The 14,897-nt window shown below is 60.6% G+C and carries 18 protein-coding genes; 3 read left to right on the plus strand and 15 right to left on the minus strand.

From position 1 onward, the window contains the following. Nucleotides 1-36: 36 nt before the first annotated feature. From ACFQND_RS14905 to ACFQND_RS14915, 3 genes are read right to left on the minus strand one after another with little or no spacing between them, the layout of a single operon-like run. Nucleotides 37-1,245 carry a 3-hydroxybenzoate 6-monooxygenase gene (locus ACFQND_RS14905; RefSeq protein ID WP_371436685.1) on the minus strand — a complete coding sequence of 403 codons (1,209 nt, stop codon included), beginning with the start codon at nt 1,243-1,245 and terminating at the stop codon, nt 37-39. 22 nt (nt 1,246-1,267) lie between these two features. Beyond that, nucleotides 1,268-2,239 (minus strand): amidohydrolase family protein, encoded by a 972-nt coding sequence (locus ACFQND_RS14910; RefSeq protein WP_371436686.1) that lies wholly within the window; start codon nt 2,237-2,239, stop codon nt 1,268-1,270. 2 nt (nt 2,240-2,241) lie between these two features. After that, entirely contained in the window at nt 2,242-3,243 is a 1,002-nt protein-coding gene (locus ACFQND_RS14915) for a Bug family tripartite tricarboxylate transporter substrate binding protein (protein ID WP_371436687.1), read from the minus strand. A 131-nt stretch (nt 3,244-3,374) separates the two neighbouring features. Here ACFQND_RS14915 and ACFQND_RS14920 point away from each other — a divergent pair, with 131 nt between their 5' ends. Next, nucleotides 3,375-3,824 carry a MarR family winged helix-turn-helix transcriptional regulator gene (locus ACFQND_RS14920; RefSeq protein ID WP_371436688.1) on the plus strand — a complete coding sequence of 150 codons (450 nt, stop codon included), beginning with the start codon at nt 3,375-3,377 and terminating at the stop codon, nt 3,822-3,824. Nucleotides 3,825-3,946: 122 nt separating this feature from the next. On the opposite strand, the gene ACFQND_RS14925 is transcribed toward ACFQND_RS14920, so the two are convergent. The 4 genes from ACFQND_RS14925 to ACFQND_RS14940 form a co-directional block, all read right to left on the minus strand. Beyond that, nucleotides 3,947-4,702 carry a sulfite exporter TauE/SafE family protein gene (locus tag ACFQND_RS14925; RefSeq protein ID WP_371436689.1) on the minus strand — a complete coding sequence of 252 codons (756 nt, stop codon included), beginning with the start codon at nt 4,700-4,702 and terminating at the stop codon, nt 3,947-3,949. A gap of 82 nt (nt 4,703-4,784) precedes the next feature. After that, entirely contained in the window at nt 4,785-5,369 is a 585-nt protein-coding gene (locus ACFQND_RS14930; RefSeq protein ID WP_371436690.1) for a malonic semialdehyde reductase, read from the minus strand. 48 nt (nt 5,370-5,417) lie between these two features. Beyond that, complete coding sequence (locus tag ACFQND_RS14935; protein WP_371436691.1) at nt 5,418-6,395, minus strand: Bug family tripartite tricarboxylate transporter substrate binding protein; 978 nt, start codon at nt 6,393-6,395, stop codon at nt 5,418-5,420. Between the two features lie 40 nt (nt 6,396-6,435). Continuing rightward, complete coding sequence (locus ACFQND_RS14940) at nt 6,436-7,053, minus strand: nuclear transport factor 2 family protein (RefSeq protein ID WP_371436692.1); 618 nt, start codon at nt 7,051-7,053, stop codon at nt 6,436-6,438. A 233-nt stretch (nt 7,054-7,286) separates the two neighbouring features. Between ACFQND_RS14940 and ACFQND_RS14945 the strand changes: the two genes are divergently transcribed. Next, nucleotides 7,287-8,063, plus strand: a complete 777-nt coding sequence (locus ACFQND_RS14945) for an IclR family transcriptional regulator (protein ID WP_371436693.1) — start codon at nt 7,287-7,289, stop codon at nt 8,061-8,063. A gap of 131 nt (nt 8,064-8,194) precedes the next feature. Here the strand turns inward: ACFQND_RS14945 and ACFQND_RS14950 are convergent, their stop codons facing one another. From ACFQND_RS14950 to ACFQND_RS14970, 5 genes are read right to left on the minus strand one after another with little or no spacing between them, the layout of a single operon-like run. Continuing rightward, a complete protein-coding gene (locus tag ACFQND_RS14950; protein WP_371436694.1) occupies nt 8,195-8,884 on the minus strand; it encodes a hypothetical protein in 690 nt (229 codons plus the stop codon). 11 nt (nt 8,885-8,895) lie between these two features. Next, nucleotides 8,896-10,173, minus strand: a complete 1,278-nt coding sequence (locus ACFQND_RS14955) for a TRAP transporter large permease (RefSeq protein ID WP_371436695.1) — start codon at nt 10,171-10,173, stop codon at nt 8,896-8,898. Further along, nucleotides 10,170-10,742: a TRAP transporter small permease gene (locus ACFQND_RS14960; RefSeq protein WP_371436696.1), complete on the minus strand. Its 573-nt coding sequence runs from the start codon at nt 10,740-10,742 to the stop codon at nt 10,170-10,172. The genes ACFQND_RS14955 and ACFQND_RS14960 overlap by 4 nt, the downstream gene beginning before the upstream one ends. Before the next feature lies 1 nt (nt 10,743). Next, the gene (locus ACFQND_RS14965; protein ID WP_371436697.1) at nt 10,744-11,202 is read right to left on the minus strand and encodes a type II 3-dehydroquinate dehydratase; all 459 of its coding nucleotides are present in this window, start codon (nt 11,200-11,202) and stop codon (nt 10,744-10,746) included. Between the two features lie 18 nt (nt 11,203-11,220). Beyond that, on the minus strand, nt 11,221-12,237 hold the full coding sequence (locus ACFQND_RS14970) for a TRAP transporter substrate-binding protein (RefSeq protein ID WP_371436698.1): 1,017 nt from the start codon (nt 12,235-12,237) through the stop codon (nt 11,221-11,223). A 167-nt stretch (nt 12,238-12,404) separates the two neighbouring features. Between ACFQND_RS14970 and ACFQND_RS14975 the strand changes: the two genes are divergently transcribed. Next, nucleotides 12,405-13,184 (plus strand): IclR family transcriptional regulator, encoded by a 780-nt coding sequence (locus tag ACFQND_RS14975; protein WP_371436699.1) that lies wholly within the window; start codon nt 12,405-12,407, stop codon nt 13,182-13,184. A gap of 100 nt (nt 13,185-13,284) precedes the next feature. Here ACFQND_RS14975 and ACFQND_RS14980 read toward each other — a convergent pair whose 3' ends face one another. From ACFQND_RS14980 to ACFQND_RS14990, 3 genes are read right to left on the minus strand one after another with little or no spacing between them, the layout of a single operon-like run. After that, a complete protein-coding gene (locus ACFQND_RS14980) occupies nt 13,285-13,590 on the minus strand; it encodes a Dabb family protein (protein ID WP_371436700.1) in 306 nt (101 codons plus the stop codon). 19 nt (nt 13,591-13,609) lie between these two features. After that, a complete protein-coding gene (locus ACFQND_RS14985; protein ID WP_371436701.1) occupies nt 13,610-13,915 on the minus strand; it encodes a YciI family protein in 306 nt (101 codons plus the stop codon). Next, nucleotides 13,912-14,748 carry an intradiol ring-cleavage dioxygenase gene (locus ACFQND_RS14990; RefSeq protein WP_371436702.1) on the minus strand — a complete coding sequence of 279 codons (837 nt, stop codon included), beginning with the start codon at nt 14,746-14,748 and terminating at the stop codon, nt 13,912-13,914. The genes ACFQND_RS14985 and ACFQND_RS14990 overlap by 4 nt, the downstream gene beginning before the upstream one ends. Nucleotides 14,749-14,897 lie beyond the last annotated feature (149 nt).

A 14,897-nucleotide genomic window follows, 5' to 3' on the forward strand; every position in this document is an offset into this window, starting at 1 on the left:
GCGCGCAGGCAGCTATTATTTATATAGCAAAAAGGTTCAGGCGGTAGCCAGGCAGTTGTCGGCATTCCAGCCGTAAAGCCATTCCAGCGCATCGTAGAACTGCGCCTGCGTGCGGCCCTTCCACAAGTCGTTGCGCACCAGCCGCTCAACGCCTTTGGCGTGGTAAATCCGGCCCATCTCGCGCGCCGACAACACCACACGGGCCATTCGCGCAACCCGTGAGCGCTCATACAACGCCAGTGCCTCGCCCCAGTCACCGTCCGCATGACGCAGCGCGCGGCCCAGGGTCACTGCGTCCTCGCATGCCGTGCAGGCACCCTGCGCGAGGTATTGCACCATCGGGTGCGCGGCATCACCCAGCAATGCCGCACGGCCAAATACCCAGGTCTCTATCGGGTCGCGGTCTGCGGTGGACCAGCGTTTCCATGATTTGGGAATGCGCAATATCTGCTGCAGCTGCTCGCAGGTTGCCGCGAAGTAGCGCAGCACTTCGGCGGCATCGCCATCCATGACACCCCAGGCCTCCGCCTTGTCGCTGTGAAAGGTCACGGCCAGGTTGTACTTGTCGCCATCCTTGAGCGGGTAGTGAACCAGGTGGCAGTTGGGGCCCACCCAGATGCAGGGCGCGGTCCGGCGCAGCGCCGCGGGGAAGTCTTCGGTGTCGATCACGGCACGGAAAACCACATGCCCGGACACCCGTATGTTGTCTGCTACGTACTGCTGGCGCACGGCCGAGCGCACGCCGTCGCAGGCGATCACGGCTTGGCCTTCATGCTGGCCGCCCTTGGCATCGGTCAGCAGCACGCCCTCCGCAGTCTGGTCAACACGGACTATTCGTGTGGATGTCAGGAATTCAATGTCCTGCGTTGCCGCATTCACACCCTCCAGCAAGGCGCCGTGTATGTCTGCGCGATGTATCACCGCGTAGGGATTGCCAAAGCGCCCGCGAAAGCCCTCACCCAGCGAGATGCCCGCAACACGCCTGGCATCCATGGCGTCAAACATCACCATCTCTTCGGTGTAAACCGCCTTTGCGCGCAGGTTGGCGCCCACACCCAGCGCATCGCAGGCGGCAAATGCATTCGGGCTTAGCTGTATGCCTGCACCGATTTCACTGATCTGCGCTGATTGCTCGATGACCTTGACGCGATAACCCTCGCGCACCAATGCAAGCGCCGCTGCCAGGCCACCAATGCCGCCGCCCGCCACCAGCACCGGGCGTGTGTCTTTTTGAGCTGTATGCATGCTGAACCCCACTCCAGCCCGCTCAGGCCAGGCCGAACAGCTTGCGAGCGTTGTCGCGGCCAATCTTCTGGCGGTCGTTTTCGCTGATCTCGCAGCGGTCGAACCAGCGTGCCGCGTCCTCGTGTTTCTCGAACGGATAGTCCACCGAGTACATGATGCGGTCGCTGCCGACCTCCAGCATGCTGGACAGCAGTGTTGGCGTGCGAAAGTTGCCGCTGGTGGTGAGGTGGACATTGCTGCGCAGGTAGTCGCCGATTTCCTTTTCGCACGGCATGCCGCGTCGCCCCTTGCGCAGGATGTGGTCCACCCGCCAGATATTGAACGGAATCCCCTCTCCGAAGTGGCCCAGGATCATCTGCAGTTCGGGATGCCGGTCAAACAGGCCGCTGGACAACAGGCGCAGCGTGTGAATGCTGGTTTCCATCGCAAAAGCCCAGGTCGGCCCGGTGAGCCAGTGCGCGCCGTCATAAATCGGCTCGCGGCTGGCCAGCGGGTCGCGCGGATGCATGTAAAACGGCTTGCCCAGCGCGGCTGCCGCCTGCCAGAAACCGGCAAACTGCGGTGCGTCGTAATAGACAACCGTGTCGGCATTACCCACCTGCGAAAAACCGTTCACCAGAAAGCCGTGGAAACCCAGTTCCTTGACACAGCGCTCAAGCTCGCGCGCGGCCGCATCGGGGTTCTGCATGGGCAGCGCCGCAAAGCCGCCGAAACGCGCCGGATGCCGCCTGACCTGCTCGGCCAGCACATCGTTGGCCCGCATGGCAACCTCAATGGCCCTGCGCGTATCGGGAATGGCCTGCACCGCCGGCGAATTGAGCGACAGAATCGAAAACTCAGTGCCCCACGCGTTCATCTGGTCCAGCCGCTGCTGCTCAAAATCAAGCAGATTGCTTTTAAGGCCGGCCCAGACTTCAGGCCTGGCATAAACCTGCGAATCACCAATCGTCAGGTCAATCGCAAAATGTTCTTCGAGCGCTATCTTGTTTTTCATGTTCATTCAGGTTTGATGTTGAGTTTGTCGAGAACGCCCTGCCAGGTCTTGCGGTCCTCGTTGATGTACTGCACGAGTTGCTCCGGCGTGCCCGGCCGCGGATAAACACCCAGCTCGCGCGACTTGGCCACAACGTCGGGCAGCATCAGCGCGTCGCCCATGTCCTTGTTGAGTTTGGCGAGTACGGCCTGGTCCACGCCCTTTTTTGCAATCACGGCAAACCAGCCGTGCGCGACGGCACCGGGCACGGTTTTGCTGGCCAGCGGGAAAGCCTCCAGGCCAGGTTCGACGCGATCGCCCATCGATGCCAGGACGCGCATCTTGCCGCCCTGCACATTGCCCGCCACCACGTTGTAGGTCTCGACCATCATCTTGGTCTGCCCGCCCAGCGTGGCCTGCATGGCCTGCGCGCCGCCAGGGTAGTGCACCTCGAGGAATTGCGCGCCCGACTGCAGCCCGAGCAACGCCGACGCCAGGTGCGGCGCGGTGCCGCGGCCGTTGTCGGCGACTTCTATGCCCTTCGGTTTGGCCTTGGCAGCGCCTACAAAGTCGGCAAGCGTCTTGTAAGGCGAGTCGGCCGGCACGGCCAGGATGAAAGGCGCGACAGCGGCCAGGGTGACGGGCACAAAGTCGCGGTTGAAGTCATAACTCACACCCTTGATGGTGCTGGGCGCCACTGAAATGGCCGAGCCCTGTACAAAGCCAAACGTGCTGCCGTCGGCGGGCGAGTTGAGGATGCCGTTCATGCCGATCACGCCGCTGCCGCCGGGCTTGTTGTCAACAATCACTGCCTGGCCCCATTTGTCGGTGAGCTTGATGCCGACAAAACGGATCAGCACGTCGGGAGCAGATCCGGCCGGGAAAGGCACCACAAAGCGGATAGGCTGTGCCGGCCATTTGGCGGCCGGGGTTTGCGCCTGCGCGACCGGCAGCATGCTCATTGCCGCCACCGCCAGGCCCAGGGCCGTGCGCCTTGTCAAAACGCTTGCAATCGGGGATGTCATGGGTTTGTCTCCGTCATGTTGGATTTCAATGAAAGAACGACGCCGGAATGTTTTCTTCCGGACCAGCCATTTACTTGATTAATCAAGTAAATTGAAGGCGACTATATACTTGATTAATCAAGCAAAAATCCATGAAAACCCTAGACACCGAGCACGACCTTGAAAAGGCCATCCCCTTCCTGCTGGCCCGCGCCGGAGCACGCATGGGCAATGCGTTTGCCAAGGCACTCAAACCGTTCGGCATCAGCCTGAGCGAGTGGCGGGTTTGTGCATCGCTGCGGCATTCACCGAACCAGGCGCTGTCCGAGCTGGCCGCGCACATCGCAACCGATTTGTCGGCGCTGTCCCGCATCGTTGACCGGCTGGTGGTGCTCGGCCTGGTGGTGCGCGAAAAATGCGACACCGACGGCCGCTCCGTGCGTATTGCGCTGAGTCCTGCCGGCCAGGCGCTGGCGCGCGAGATTGTGCCCCTGGCGCAGCACTACGAAGCGGTCGCCCTGTCGGACTTCAGCGCGGCAGAAGTCAAGGTGCTGCGCAGCATGCTGCTGCGCCTTTACAGGAATGCAACGCCGCTGGCCTGATCCTTGCCGGAAACGGCTGCGCAGGCCGGTGGAAACGAGAATTAGCAGAAAAACAGGGCCAAGGCCGCCTGTTTATGCGCGCAGGAAGCTACTATTTTTATAGCAAAAACTGGCAGGCACGCTCAGCGCAAGCCGTCCCACACCAGCTTGCAGCCGGTCAGGAACATGCCGCCGTACAGGAGCCGGTAAAAAAGCACAGGACTGATGCTTTTGGCCATGCGCACGCCTATCCAGACACCAATGGGTGCCAGCGGCAGCAGTACCAGCGAGGTGGCCATGTTGCGGACGTCAATCAGGCCCAGCCAGGCGTAGGGAATCCACTTGGCGAGGTTGATGAAAAAGAAGAAGTACGCCATGGTGGAGGCGAACACCAGCGGCGACAGGCGCAGCGGAATCACATAAAAAGCCACCGGCGGACCGCCGGCATGGGCAACAAAGCTGGTGAAGCCGGACAGGGAAGTCAGGATCGCCCCCACCCACTTCGGCAACGGCGGGCTATCGGGCCGCGGGGGGAACAGCAGGCGCTGTACCAGGAAAAGCAGGATCAGCACGCCAACCAGGCCCGCCACAATCTTGACCTCCAGTACCTTGAACAGCAGGGTGCCGATCACCGTTCCCACAATGCCGAACGGCAGCAGGAACTTCAGCAGCTTCGCATCAAAACTCTTGCGAAATGCCGCCAGCCCCAGCAGGTCCATCAGCAGCAACACCGGCATCAGGATGGCTGCCGCCTGCGGCACTGTCACGGCCAGCGCCATCACCGGAACCGCCAGCGAACCCAGACCGGCACCAAAGCCGCTTTTGCTGATACCCATCAGCAACACGGCGGGAATCGCTACGGCATAAAAAAACGGATCGGTGATTAACGGAAAACTCAAAGCGGTACATACCTATGGCCCACCCCTTCGATGGGGGGTGGGTGGGGTGAGCGCCGCAATAAAGCCGTCACCTTGTTCAGTGCTACAGCACGGAGCAAGCCTGATCGAAGGAGAGGCGTGGATTGCGGTTAAACAGCTTGCTATTGTCGCCGTAACCGAGGTTGATCAGGAAGTTGCCCTGCAGGCGCCCGTCGGGGAAAAACTCGGCATTGACCTTGGCCATGTCCACGCCGCTCATGGGCCCGCAGTCCAGGCCCACGGAACGCGCAGCGATCATGAAATAAGCGCCGCCCAGGGTGCTGTTGCGCGTGGCGGTGCCCTGCGCCAGCGCTGCATTGCCTTCAAACATTTCCTTGGCACCAGGGTTGTGCCAGACCTGCGGCATGTGCTCGAAGAACCGCGTGTCGGTCGCCACGATGACGGTCACGGGTGCGAGTTTTGTTTTTTCAAGATTGCCCGGCGACAGCGCCGGAAGCAGGCGGGCACGCGACTCGGCGCTGTTCAGGAACACATAGCGCGCAGGCTGCGTGTTCATGGAGGTTGCGCCGAATTTTGCGATGTCGTACACCTCCTGCAGCAGGGAAAGCGGCACAGGTTTGTCGAGAAAACCGTTGGCGGTGCGGGCATTGAAGAACAGCTGGTCCAGGCATGCTTGGGAAATTTTCATTGGTATGTTCAGGTTTCTGTAAATGGAAAGCGGTGTTTTGAAGATGGATTAATCAGGCTTGATATCCAGCTCGCGTATCAGTTTAGACCAGTACTCCACGTCACGTTTGACCAGCGCGCGGGTCTCAGCCAGGGACAGGCTCAGCGAACGGCCACCGGCCTTGCGGAAGGTGTCGCTGACGTCCTTGGACGCGATGATGGTGTCCAGTTCAGTGCGCAGCTTTTCCAGCACCCTGGGCGGTGTTTTTGCCGGCGCGAAAAGGCCGAACCATGATTCGAGTTCAAGTTTTGCAACCCCGCTTTCCCGTATGGTGGGCACATCGGGCAAGGTTGGCTGCCGCGTATTGCCAGACACCGCCAGGGCGCGTGCGTTGCCACCGTCTATCTGGGCGCGTGCGGTGGGCGACAAATCAAAAAACAGGTCCACCCGGCCACCCACCAGGTCCTGGTAAGCCGTCTGCGCCCCACGATACGGAACATGCGTGATGTCCACGCCGGCCTGTTGCCAGAGGGCTGCGGCAATCACGTGCTGGCCGGACCCGACACCGGCCGACGCATAAGTGAGCCTGCCGGGATTGGCTTTGGCGTAAGCGATGACGTCCTTCAGCGATTTGTAAGGCAGGTCCTTGCGGGCCATCAGGGTATAGCCATAAGCCACTGCAAGGCCCAGGGGTTCGAAGTCGCGCAGGCTGTTGTACGGCGGCTTGCGGTACAGGCCCATATTTAGCGCCAGGTTGGAAATGGAGCCCACCACCAGGGTGTAGCCATCGGGGTCGGCCTTGGCCGCCAGGTCGGTGCCGATCAGCGTGCCGGAGCCGACGCGGTTTTCTACCACCACGGGCTGGTTCAGCGCTTTTGCGAGCCGGTCGGCCAATATGCGGCCCACAAAGTCAAAGCCGCCGCCGGGCGGTTGCGGCACGATCACGCGCAGCGGTTTGTTGGGGAAAGCGCCCTGTGCAAAAACAGGGCCGGTGCTGCATGCCGCGAGGGCGGCAAGTGCCATCCTGCGATTCAGTGAATGCATCATGAATGTCTCCTTGATAATTATTTTTCAGATGCGGGCCGGCTCAGCGTTCCAGTGCGCCACCGGCCAGCCAGCGCGCGCCACGGCGGTAAAGCTCGTCCACCACCGGCCCCTGCAGCATGGGCATGTCCATCTTCACGGTGTAGCCGATGCGAGTCTGGATATAGGCCAGGTGCCGGTAACCCTCGGGCATGGCTGCCAGCGCCTTGTTGTCGAGCCTGAGCTGCGCGGTGGAGTCGAGCGGATCAATCCGGTCTTTTTCATAGATCGGCTGGCGGTGCAGCAGTTTCCACTGGCCCTGCTCGCGCACCCAAAAGTCGTAGAAACGGCCTGTGCAGACCACGTCGCACCGCACCGGGCCGTCCTCGCCTTCGACCATGCCGCGTTGCGAGATGGTCATCTTGGTCTGCGCAATGGCGCGGTCGCCTGCCACCTCGATGGCCGAGCCTCCAAGGAAATGCAAAATGCTCACGCCCTTGGCCCAGCCTTCTTTTGTCACGCGTATGAAATCTGCAAACGGCCCCTGGAACCAGGTCGCCATCATCACGCCCTCGGGGTGCCAGACGGTGGCAAAACGCTCCCAGTCGCCAGCATCGCGCCAGACAGCCCAGCGTTCTATGGTCTGGCGTATGCGGAGTTCGTCATTCAGGGTATCGGTCATGAAGTCTTTCTGGACAGGATTTGAGTAGTTCACACAAAGAAACAAGTTCTTGTATATGAACTTTAGTCAATCACCCATGGCCCAACGCCAAGGGTTTGTACTTATTTTTCGCGCTCCAGCTGAAAAATTCATTTGTGAAATCTGGAACGATGCCTCTGGCGGCCATCACCCGACTGCGGTTACCATCGGCCTTGTCTGTTCACATATATAAACAAATACTCAAAGCAACCACCATGACAGAACCCGAGGCAGGCGCCGTCAAATCCGCGGACCGCGTGCTCGATGTGCTTGAACTGCTGGCACAGCGCGGCCAGGACATGTCGCACACCGACATGTCGGAGACGCTGGGTATTCCCAAAAGCAGCCTGAGCCAGTTGCTGCGCAACCTGACGTCGCGCGGCTACCTCGACTACTCGGCGGTCTCACGCGGCTACCGGCTGGGGGAAGCGGTCTCGCGTCTAGCCGGCCGCGCCATGCAGGGCCGCAGCATTCTTGGGCTTGTTGAACCCGTGCTGCTTGAGATCACCGAGGCCTGCCACGAGTCCAGCGCTTTCAACCAGCTTTCGGGCATGCAGTCGGAAGTGGTGGCGTCTGTCAGCAGCTCACAGAGACTGGTCTCGCACATGCGCAAGGGCGACCTGGCACCGCTCTATGCAACTTCAGGCGGCAAGGCCTTGCTGGCCTTCATGCCGGAAGGCGAACGCGAAGCCTATTTGCGTAGCGTCAAATTCGAGGCCGTGACGCCCAACACCATTCGCAGCGAGAAAGAACTGCGCCGCCAAATCAAGGCCGTGCGCGAAACCGGCGTGGCTTATGTGAGTGAAGAATTCACGCCCGGCATTTGCGGCGTCGCCATGCCGGTGCTGTCCAGTGCAGGCATGGCGCTCGGCGCCATCAATGTCGCGGTGCCTGCGGTGCGCTTTGACGACGTGGCACGCGAGCGGATTTTGAAGGCCCTGAACAAGGCGCTGATCGGCATACAGCGCAGCCTGGCCGCGCAGGCTGGCTAAGTTCCGGAGATCAATGGAACCCTGTGCACCAGCTAGGTCGTCAATCGCATTGCAGCGACAGTTGCCCAGGATCGTCGTCCCTTGGGGTCAGTCAACAGTTCGGACAGACTGAAGGCGCGATACTGTCTCAGTCATGGCACTTTCAAGTCGTGCGCCCCCATCGAATAAGACAGCGCGTAGATCGCGCTTGTCATGGCTTCTTGCGCTCCCGCCTTTTGAAGGCTCGAAGGTGACAACGCCTCATCCACGATCTTTTGCAAAGCTTCAGTCTCATAGGAGGACAGAAGGATGATCCAGTCCGCAACCGCATCGCGCCCGCCGCGGATTTTTTGTTCCTCCGTCAAAGGCACGCCTGGCGTTTTTGTCTGTAAAAGATGCGCCCCGACTATCGCCCTGCGGCCCGCAAGGTTCTGCAGGAGTTCTTCCAGATAACACTGGAAATTTCCGGCCATGCCTTCGAGTGGAGATAGCCGAATCGTCAGCATGGCCTTACCCAGGCCCGCGCCATAACTCGCCAGCAACCTGCACTGGCTGCGCACCATATGCAGGTGATGCGGCATCATCTTGGCCGACCATGGCGTGGGGTTGTTCAGACTTTGCAGATATCCAGCAGAGGTGAGGGTTTCATACGATGCCAACTCATACATCACAAAAAACCCCGGCCCTCCGTCAATATTGGTCCACCGTGAGCCACGCAGGAAGCCATCAATCCCCATGCGTTCCGGGAAGTGTTCGCGGGAGTGCCACTCCTGGAACTCATCGCGTTGCGGGGGCAGTATGTCCCACCACATGGCGACTGCCGCATTACCTAATAGTGCCATGTCGTCGAACCTCAGTAGAACCAGCTTGCCGGAACCGTGACCAGCTTGGGAAAAAGCACCATCAGGAACATCACCGCAAACTCGGCGATCATGAAGGGGATGACGCCCTTGGTGACATCGTCCATACTGATCTTGCCGACACCCGCCACCACATTAAGGACCGTGCCCACCGGCGGCGTCACCAGCCCGATCGAGTTGTTGATGATGAACAGCACGCCGAAGTAGACCGGATCGATCCCCGCAGCCTTGACTACGGGCATCAACACCGGCGTGAGTATCAGGATGGTCGGTGTCATGTCCATCGCGGTGCCGACCGCCATGACCAGCACCATGATGGCGAACATCAGCAAAATCGGACTGCCCATGAAAGGCTTGAGAAGGTCTACTACCATGGCCGGCAGGTTGGCAACAGTGATCAGCCAGGCACTGACCATCGCCGCGGCGATCAGGAACATCACGATGGCGCTTGTCTTGGCCGACGCCACGAACACATCGTAGAGCTGCGCAGGCTTGAGTTCGCGATAGATAAAGATGGAAACAAAAAGTGCATAAACGGCGGCTACCACGGCTGCCTCGGTGGGCGTGAACACGCCCATACGCAATCCGACCAGGATGATGACCGGAAGGATCAGCGCCCAGGTGGCTTCGCGAAAGGCTTTCATGATCTCGGTGGCCGACTTGCGCGGCGGCGGCACGATGTCCTCCCGCCGCACCAGCCAGGCCCAGGTAATCCACAGTGCGCCGCCAATCAGCAGGCCCGGCACAACGGCCGCGAAGAAGAGCTTGGAGATCGACACGTTGGCCGCCACGCCGAAGATCACCAGCCCGATGCTGGGCGGTATCACGGGACCGATCACCCCGACGGCGGCGATCAGGCCGCCAGCGCGCGCCTTCTCGTGCCCGGCCTTGACCATCATCGGCAGCAGCAGCGCAGTAAGCGCGGCGGCGTCGGCCACGGCCGAGCCCGACAGCGCCGACAGCAGGCAGCCGGCCATGATGGTCACGTAGCCCAGCCCGCCCTTGACGTGGCCGACCAGCGCCAGCGCCAGGTTGACGATGCGGCGCGACAGGCCGCCGACATTCATGATCTCGCCAGCCAGCATGAAGAAGGGTACGGCCAGCAGCGGGAAGCTGTCGGCGCCTCCGACCAGGTTCTGCGCCAGGATCTGCGCATCGAAGAGTTGCAGGTGCCACATCAGGGCAACACCGCTGGCCAGCAGCGCAAACGCGATAGGAATACCCAGCGCCATGGCGGCCAGCAGCGAGCCGATGAAAATGAGGATGGTCATGAGCGCGCTCCGGCAATTTTGTCTGACTTTCGCGCATCGTCCAGCACCTGCTTGAGCTGCACAGCCTCTTCCGACTCCTGCACCATGACAAGCTGGTCGTCCGACAGCTGGCCGGTGACGACCTTCCACAAATCCAGCAGCAGCAGAGCGCATGCAAGCACACCGAACACGAGGCCCGAGAGGTAAACGATGGACATCGTCCAGCCGGTCGTCGGCGCCGTGACATCCCAGTTGATCTTGACCTGTTCCCAACTGCCCATGGCAAGCAGCACCACGATGAAGATCATCAGCGCGTGGCCGATGATGAGGCAGATTTTCTTGCCGATGACCGGCAACTGCCCGACCACCATATCGATGCCGAGGTGACCGTGTTCACGCAGCGCCACGAGAGCGCCCAGGAAGGTGCCCCAGATGAAGAGCCAGCGCGACACCTCTTCAGACACCGTGATGCCCGAGTTGAATCCGTAGCGCAAAACGACGTTGCCGAACACCAGCACGACCATGATGGCCAGGCCGAGCGCGATCAGGAATTCAATGCCTTTGCAGGCCTTGTCGACAAACTTGTCCATGTCAGTTCTGCGCGGCAAGCGCCTGCGCCTCGAGCGCGATGTCGGTCACGACCCGAAGGCCTTGCAGGTAGGAACGCGGACCGAAGCCCTGGATCGTTCCTTTCACGGCCGGCGAGATGATCGAGTGGTGGCGCCAGGGCTCACGTGTCGCGAGGTTCGACATGTGCACCTCGACCACCGGGAAGGGCATGGCCTTGATCGCGTCATGCAGCGGCACGCCATGCTGCGTCAGGCCAGCGGGGTTGACCAGCGCGCCCTGCGCCGAGTCGATGTGCTCGTGCAGGAAATCAATCAGCGCCCCTTCGTGGTTCGACTGCAGGGTTGCCAGCGTGACGCCCAGCTCCCCGGCCAGTTTTGCCAGCATGTCGTCGATCTGTGCGAGCGTTGTGGTGCCGTAGATGTGGGGTTCGCGGCGGCCGAACAGGTTCAGGTTCGGCCCATGGAGGACAAGTATTTTCATGGGATCAGAACCTGGAACTTAGAACTTCGACACGCGTTCCAGTTCAGACTTGAAGAGGGTCACGATGGCCGGGTCATAGGCGGCGGAGAACTTGTCGTAGACGGGACGCACTTCGGCGCGCATCTTCGCCAGCTCGGCGGGCGGAACGTCGTTGTAGAGCATACCCTTGGCTGTGAGTTCGCCCAGGGCCTTGGCTGAGACTTCACGGCTCACCACGCGCTGCCAGTTCTGGGCTTCGATGGCGGCGTCCTGCAGGATCTTGTGTTCGACGGGCGAGAGCCTGTCCCAGAAGCGCTTGCTGATCTGGATAGGGTTGGTCGCGTAGACGTGGTTGGTGCCGCTCACGTATTTCTGCACTTCATAGAACTTGCTCGACGCGATGACCGCAAAGGGGTTTTCCTCGCCATCCACAGCCTTGCTTTCGAGCGCGCCGTACAGCTCGGCAAAGGGCATCGGCACCGGGTTGGCCTTGAACGCCTTGAAGGTTTCCAGGAACACCGGGTTCGGGATCACGCGCAGTTTCAGGCCTTCCAGGTCCGCGCCCTTCATGATGGGACGCTTGCTGTTGGTGACGTTGCGGAAGCCCAGGTCGAAGAAGCCCAGCACGATCACGCCCTTTTCAGGCAGCTTGGAGGCGAGCAGCTTGCCCAGCGGGCCATCGACCAGCGCATCGGCCTGCTTGGCATTGGCGAAGAGGAAGGGAAAGTCGAGCAAGCCGAATTCCTTGACGATGCCGTTCAACGACGTGGTCGACGCAACCAGCATTTCCTGCACACCGCCCTGCACTGCGGACTGCTGCTGCAGCTCGTTGCCGAGCTGGGAGGCTGCGAATTCCTGCACCTTGATCTTGCCGCCGCTCTTGGCCGCGACGATCTCGGCGAACTTGCGCACGCCGAGACTGGTCGGGTGGTCAGGGTTGTTCAGGTGGCCGAACTTGATGGTGCGCTCCTGGATCTGGGCCATGGCGGGCAGGGCAAAAGCAAATGACAGGGCGGCCACAAGGGCAAGGGCGAGTGGGCGGCGAGCGGGTTTCATGAAAGGTCTCCTGTTTAAGTTTTGAAGATGTGGCGGGATTCTCCGTAAAAATGGAAAGTCTTTCCATTATGGAAAACCATTACCATTATTCAATTGCGGCCCTGCGTTGGTCATGGCCCAATACACGCCAGATCAGTGAAAAACATACGCAAGAACACACGCAAGACATGAGCAATCTGCTGGAAAGAAGCTTTAAAACCCTGGAGCAACTCGCGGTCCATCCCGAGGGACAGACCGTGTCCATGATTGCCGCCACGCTCGACATGCCGCTGAGTGCCACCCACCGCCTGCTGGCCGAGCTGTGCCGCTGCGGTTATGTACGCCAGGTCAAGGAGCAGGGTGAGTATGTGCTCACCATCAAGCTGGTGTCACTCGGCTTGAGCTTCCTCAGTGCCTCGGGTGTGGTCGATGTCGCCCAGCCCCTGCTGGACCATTTGGCCGAAGAATCGGGCGAGCTGGTGCGGCTGGCCGTGGTCGATGGCGACGACCTCACCTTTGTGGCCAAGGCGCAGGGCGCACGCCGCGGCCTGCGTTATGACCCGGACATGGGTCTGTCTGTGAGTTTGTCCTGCAGCTCTGCCGGCCATGCCTGGCTGTCAACAATGAGTGATGAAGAAGCCCTGCAACTGGTCGCAAAACAAGGGTTCGGCCAGCCCAAGGACTTTGGCCCGAATGCACCGACCACCGTCAACGCCCTGCTCGGCTACATCCACACGGCGCGCAAACGCGGCTTTGCCACCATCAGCGAGGTGTTCTCGCCTGCCATGAGCGCGATGGCTGCGCCTATCCGCTCGCCGTCGGGCACGATTGGTGTAGTGACGATTGCCGGCCCGCTGATACGCCTAACCGAAGCGCGCATGGAGGAACTCTCCAATGCGCTGATCGGCACTGCCGAAGACATACGGGCAGCCAGCGGCGCGTCGGCGATGTTCAAAAAACGGGCCTGATCAGACCGCGTAATTCCAGTTCTCATGAGAGGCGAGAACAAGGCGCGAAGTCGCAGACAGTGCTACGCCACGGCAAGACGAAGCAACGCAGTTATTGTTTTTAATGGGGATTGGAATAATCGACCTGGTGCCGCGCAATGCGCAGGTCGCCGAGTTCATTCTTGACGCGCAGATGCTCGGGGTGCGAGCCATATGCGTCCAGCGCAGCCTGTGATTCGAACTCCGAATAAAGCACAACGTCGCATGCGTAGTCGATACGGCTTGAATCAACCCCTATTTCCAGATACAGAAGTCCCGGGATCTTTCCGAGCAAGCTGGCAAAGCTGTGTTGAAGCCGGGCGATCCCATGGGCCTTTTCGACTGCCGTGTCCCCCCGGATATTCCACATGACGATGTGCTTGATCATGCTGAACCTTTTTCTTTTTTCAGGCTACCGCGGGAAATCCGGTTTTCTGCGGCCACAGGTTCACAAAGGCATGAATGCTGGTGCTGGCGTACAGGCCTGCTTGCGTAAATGGCTCGTTCGCCAGCCAGGCATGCGCTGCATCACGGGATTCAAAATCAATCGCCAGCAGGCTGCCGGTCATGGTCTGGCCGTCGTCGGCAACCAGCGGCCCCGCAAAAGCGATGCTGTCAGCCATGGCCGCCAGATAGGCTTTATGCTCGGGCCGCACGCGCAGGCGCAGCGGCAAGCCATCGGGCTTGTCGATCAAGGTGAAGACGTAAATCATGCACCGCCGACGGGGTTAAGCACAAAATCAAAGTCAAGCGTGTAGCTGCCGTCTGCCTGCTTGACCCAATCAGCCACCAGCGACTGGCGCACGCCGAACACGGCATCGGAATCCAGCCATTGGTCGCCGTTGCGGAACACATGCGTGACCAGGGTTTCGTAGCCGTCTGCCTTGATCATGAAATGCAGGTGTGCCGGCCGCCAGGCATGGCGTCTGGTCGCATTCAGCATGTCGCCGACCGGGCCGTCGGTCGGTATCTGGTAGGCCTCGGCCACGATGGTCCGGAAATGGAATTTGCCCTCGGCATCGGAATGCAGGATGCCCCGCGCCTGGGGGTGGTCGAGACCGGCGTACTGCACGTCGTAATTGCCGTCCGCGTCCGATTGCCAGACATCGATCACCGCGCCGGCAACCGGTTTGCCGTCCATGCCCCTGACATTTGCCCGCACCACGCAAGGCTCACCCCTGGCGCCATTGGCGACGTCATCGCCGTGCCCGTACTGCGGTGCGCCTTCCACGTGGAAAGGGCCAAACACCGTGGCTTCGGTGCAGCCATAGGGCTTGTCGTTGTTCATGGCCACCGTCAGCATGGACAGGCCCAGCGTATCGCTGAGCAGGATGAACTCCTGCCGCTTGTCATCGCACTTCTGGCCGGTGGCGGTCAGAAACTGTATGCCCTTGAACCATTCGTTCTCGGTCAGCTTGACCTCGCGCGCAAACGCATGCAGGTGCTGCACCAGGCTGGTCATGATTTCCTTGAGGCGCGGGTCTGGTGTATCGGCAAAGCGCGCAATCACGGCTTGTGTAATGGTGTCCTGGTTCAGGTTGCGCACGCTGTTCTCCTTCGGGTTAGCTCTCTTTGCGACGAATATAGACGGCGGCGACAATTTATGAAAGTTGGCTGGCGCAAATGACTTTTTCACGCGGTGGAAGAAAGCGCCGCCGCCGTGCACCACAATGCATGCGGCCGGCAACAAGGCGC

Origin of the sequence: Polaromonas aquatica (assembly GCF_042659145.1) — a bacterium.
Classification (GTDB): Bacteria; Pseudomonadota; Gammaproteobacteria; order Burkholderiales; family Burkholderiaceae_C; genus Polaromonas; species Polaromonas aquatica.

Excerpts from the sequence above, each read along its gene's own strand:
- ACFQND_RS14905 (WP_371436685.1), bottom strand. The coding sequence starts at position 1,245 with ATGCATACAGCTCAAAAAGACACACGCCCGGTGCTGGTGGCGGGCGGC.
- ACFQND_RS14910 (WP_371436686.1), bottom strand. The coding sequence starts at position 2,239 with ATGAAAAACAAGATAGCGCTCGAAGAACATTTTGCGATTGACCTGACG.
- ACFQND_RS14915 (WP_371436687.1), bottom strand. The coding sequence starts at position 3,243 with ATGACATCCCCGATTGCAAGCGTTTTGACAAGGCGCACGGCCCTGGGC.
- ACFQND_RS14920 (WP_371436688.1), top strand. The coding sequence starts at position 3,375 with ATGAAAACCCTAGACACCGAGCACGACCTTGAAAAGGCCATCCCCTTC.
- ACFQND_RS14930 (WP_371436690.1), bottom strand. The coding sequence starts at position 5,369 with ATGAAAATTTCCCAAGCATGCCTGGACCAGCTGTTCTTCAATGCCCGC.
- ACFQND_RS14935 (WP_371436691.1), bottom strand. The coding sequence starts at position 6,395 with ATGATGCATTCACTGAATCGCAGGATGGCACTTGCCGCCCTCGCGGCA.
- ACFQND_RS14940 (WP_371436692.1), bottom strand. The coding sequence starts at position 7,053 with ATGACCGATACCCTGAATGACGAACTCCGCATACGCCAGACCATAGAA.
- ACFQND_RS14945 (WP_371436693.1), top strand. The coding sequence starts at position 7,287 with ATGACAGAACCCGAGGCAGGCGCCGTCAAATCCGCGGACCGCGTGCTC.
- ACFQND_RS14950 (WP_371436694.1), bottom strand. The coding sequence starts at position 8,884 with ATGGCACTATTAGGTAATGCGGCAGTCGCCATGTGGTGGGACATACTG.
- ACFQND_RS14955 (WP_371436695.1), bottom strand. The coding sequence starts at position 10,173 with ATGACCATCCTCATTTTCATCGGCTCGCTGCTGGCCGCCATGGCGCTG.
- ACFQND_RS14960 (WP_371436696.1), bottom strand. The coding sequence starts at position 10,742 with ATGGACAAGTTTGTCGACAAGGCCTGCAAAGGCATTGAATTCCTGATC.
- ACFQND_RS14965 (WP_371436697.1), bottom strand. The coding sequence starts at position 11,202 with ATGAAAATACTTGTCCTCCATGGGCCGAACCTGAACCTGTTCGGCCGC.
- ACFQND_RS14970 (WP_371436698.1), bottom strand. The coding sequence starts at position 12,237 with ATGAAACCCGCTCGCCGCCCACTCGCCCTTGCCCTTGTGGCCGCCCTG.
- ACFQND_RS14975 (WP_371436699.1), top strand. The coding sequence starts at position 12,405 with ATGAGCAATCTGCTGGAAAGAAGCTTTAAAACCCTGGAGCAACTCGCG.
- ACFQND_RS14980 (WP_371436700.1), bottom strand. The coding sequence starts at position 13,590 with ATGATCAAGCACATCGTCATGTGGAATATCCGGGGGGACACGGCAGTC.
- ACFQND_RS14985 (WP_371436701.1), bottom strand. The coding sequence starts at position 13,915 with ATGATTTACGTCTTCACCTTGATCGACAAGCCCGATGGCTTGCCGCTG.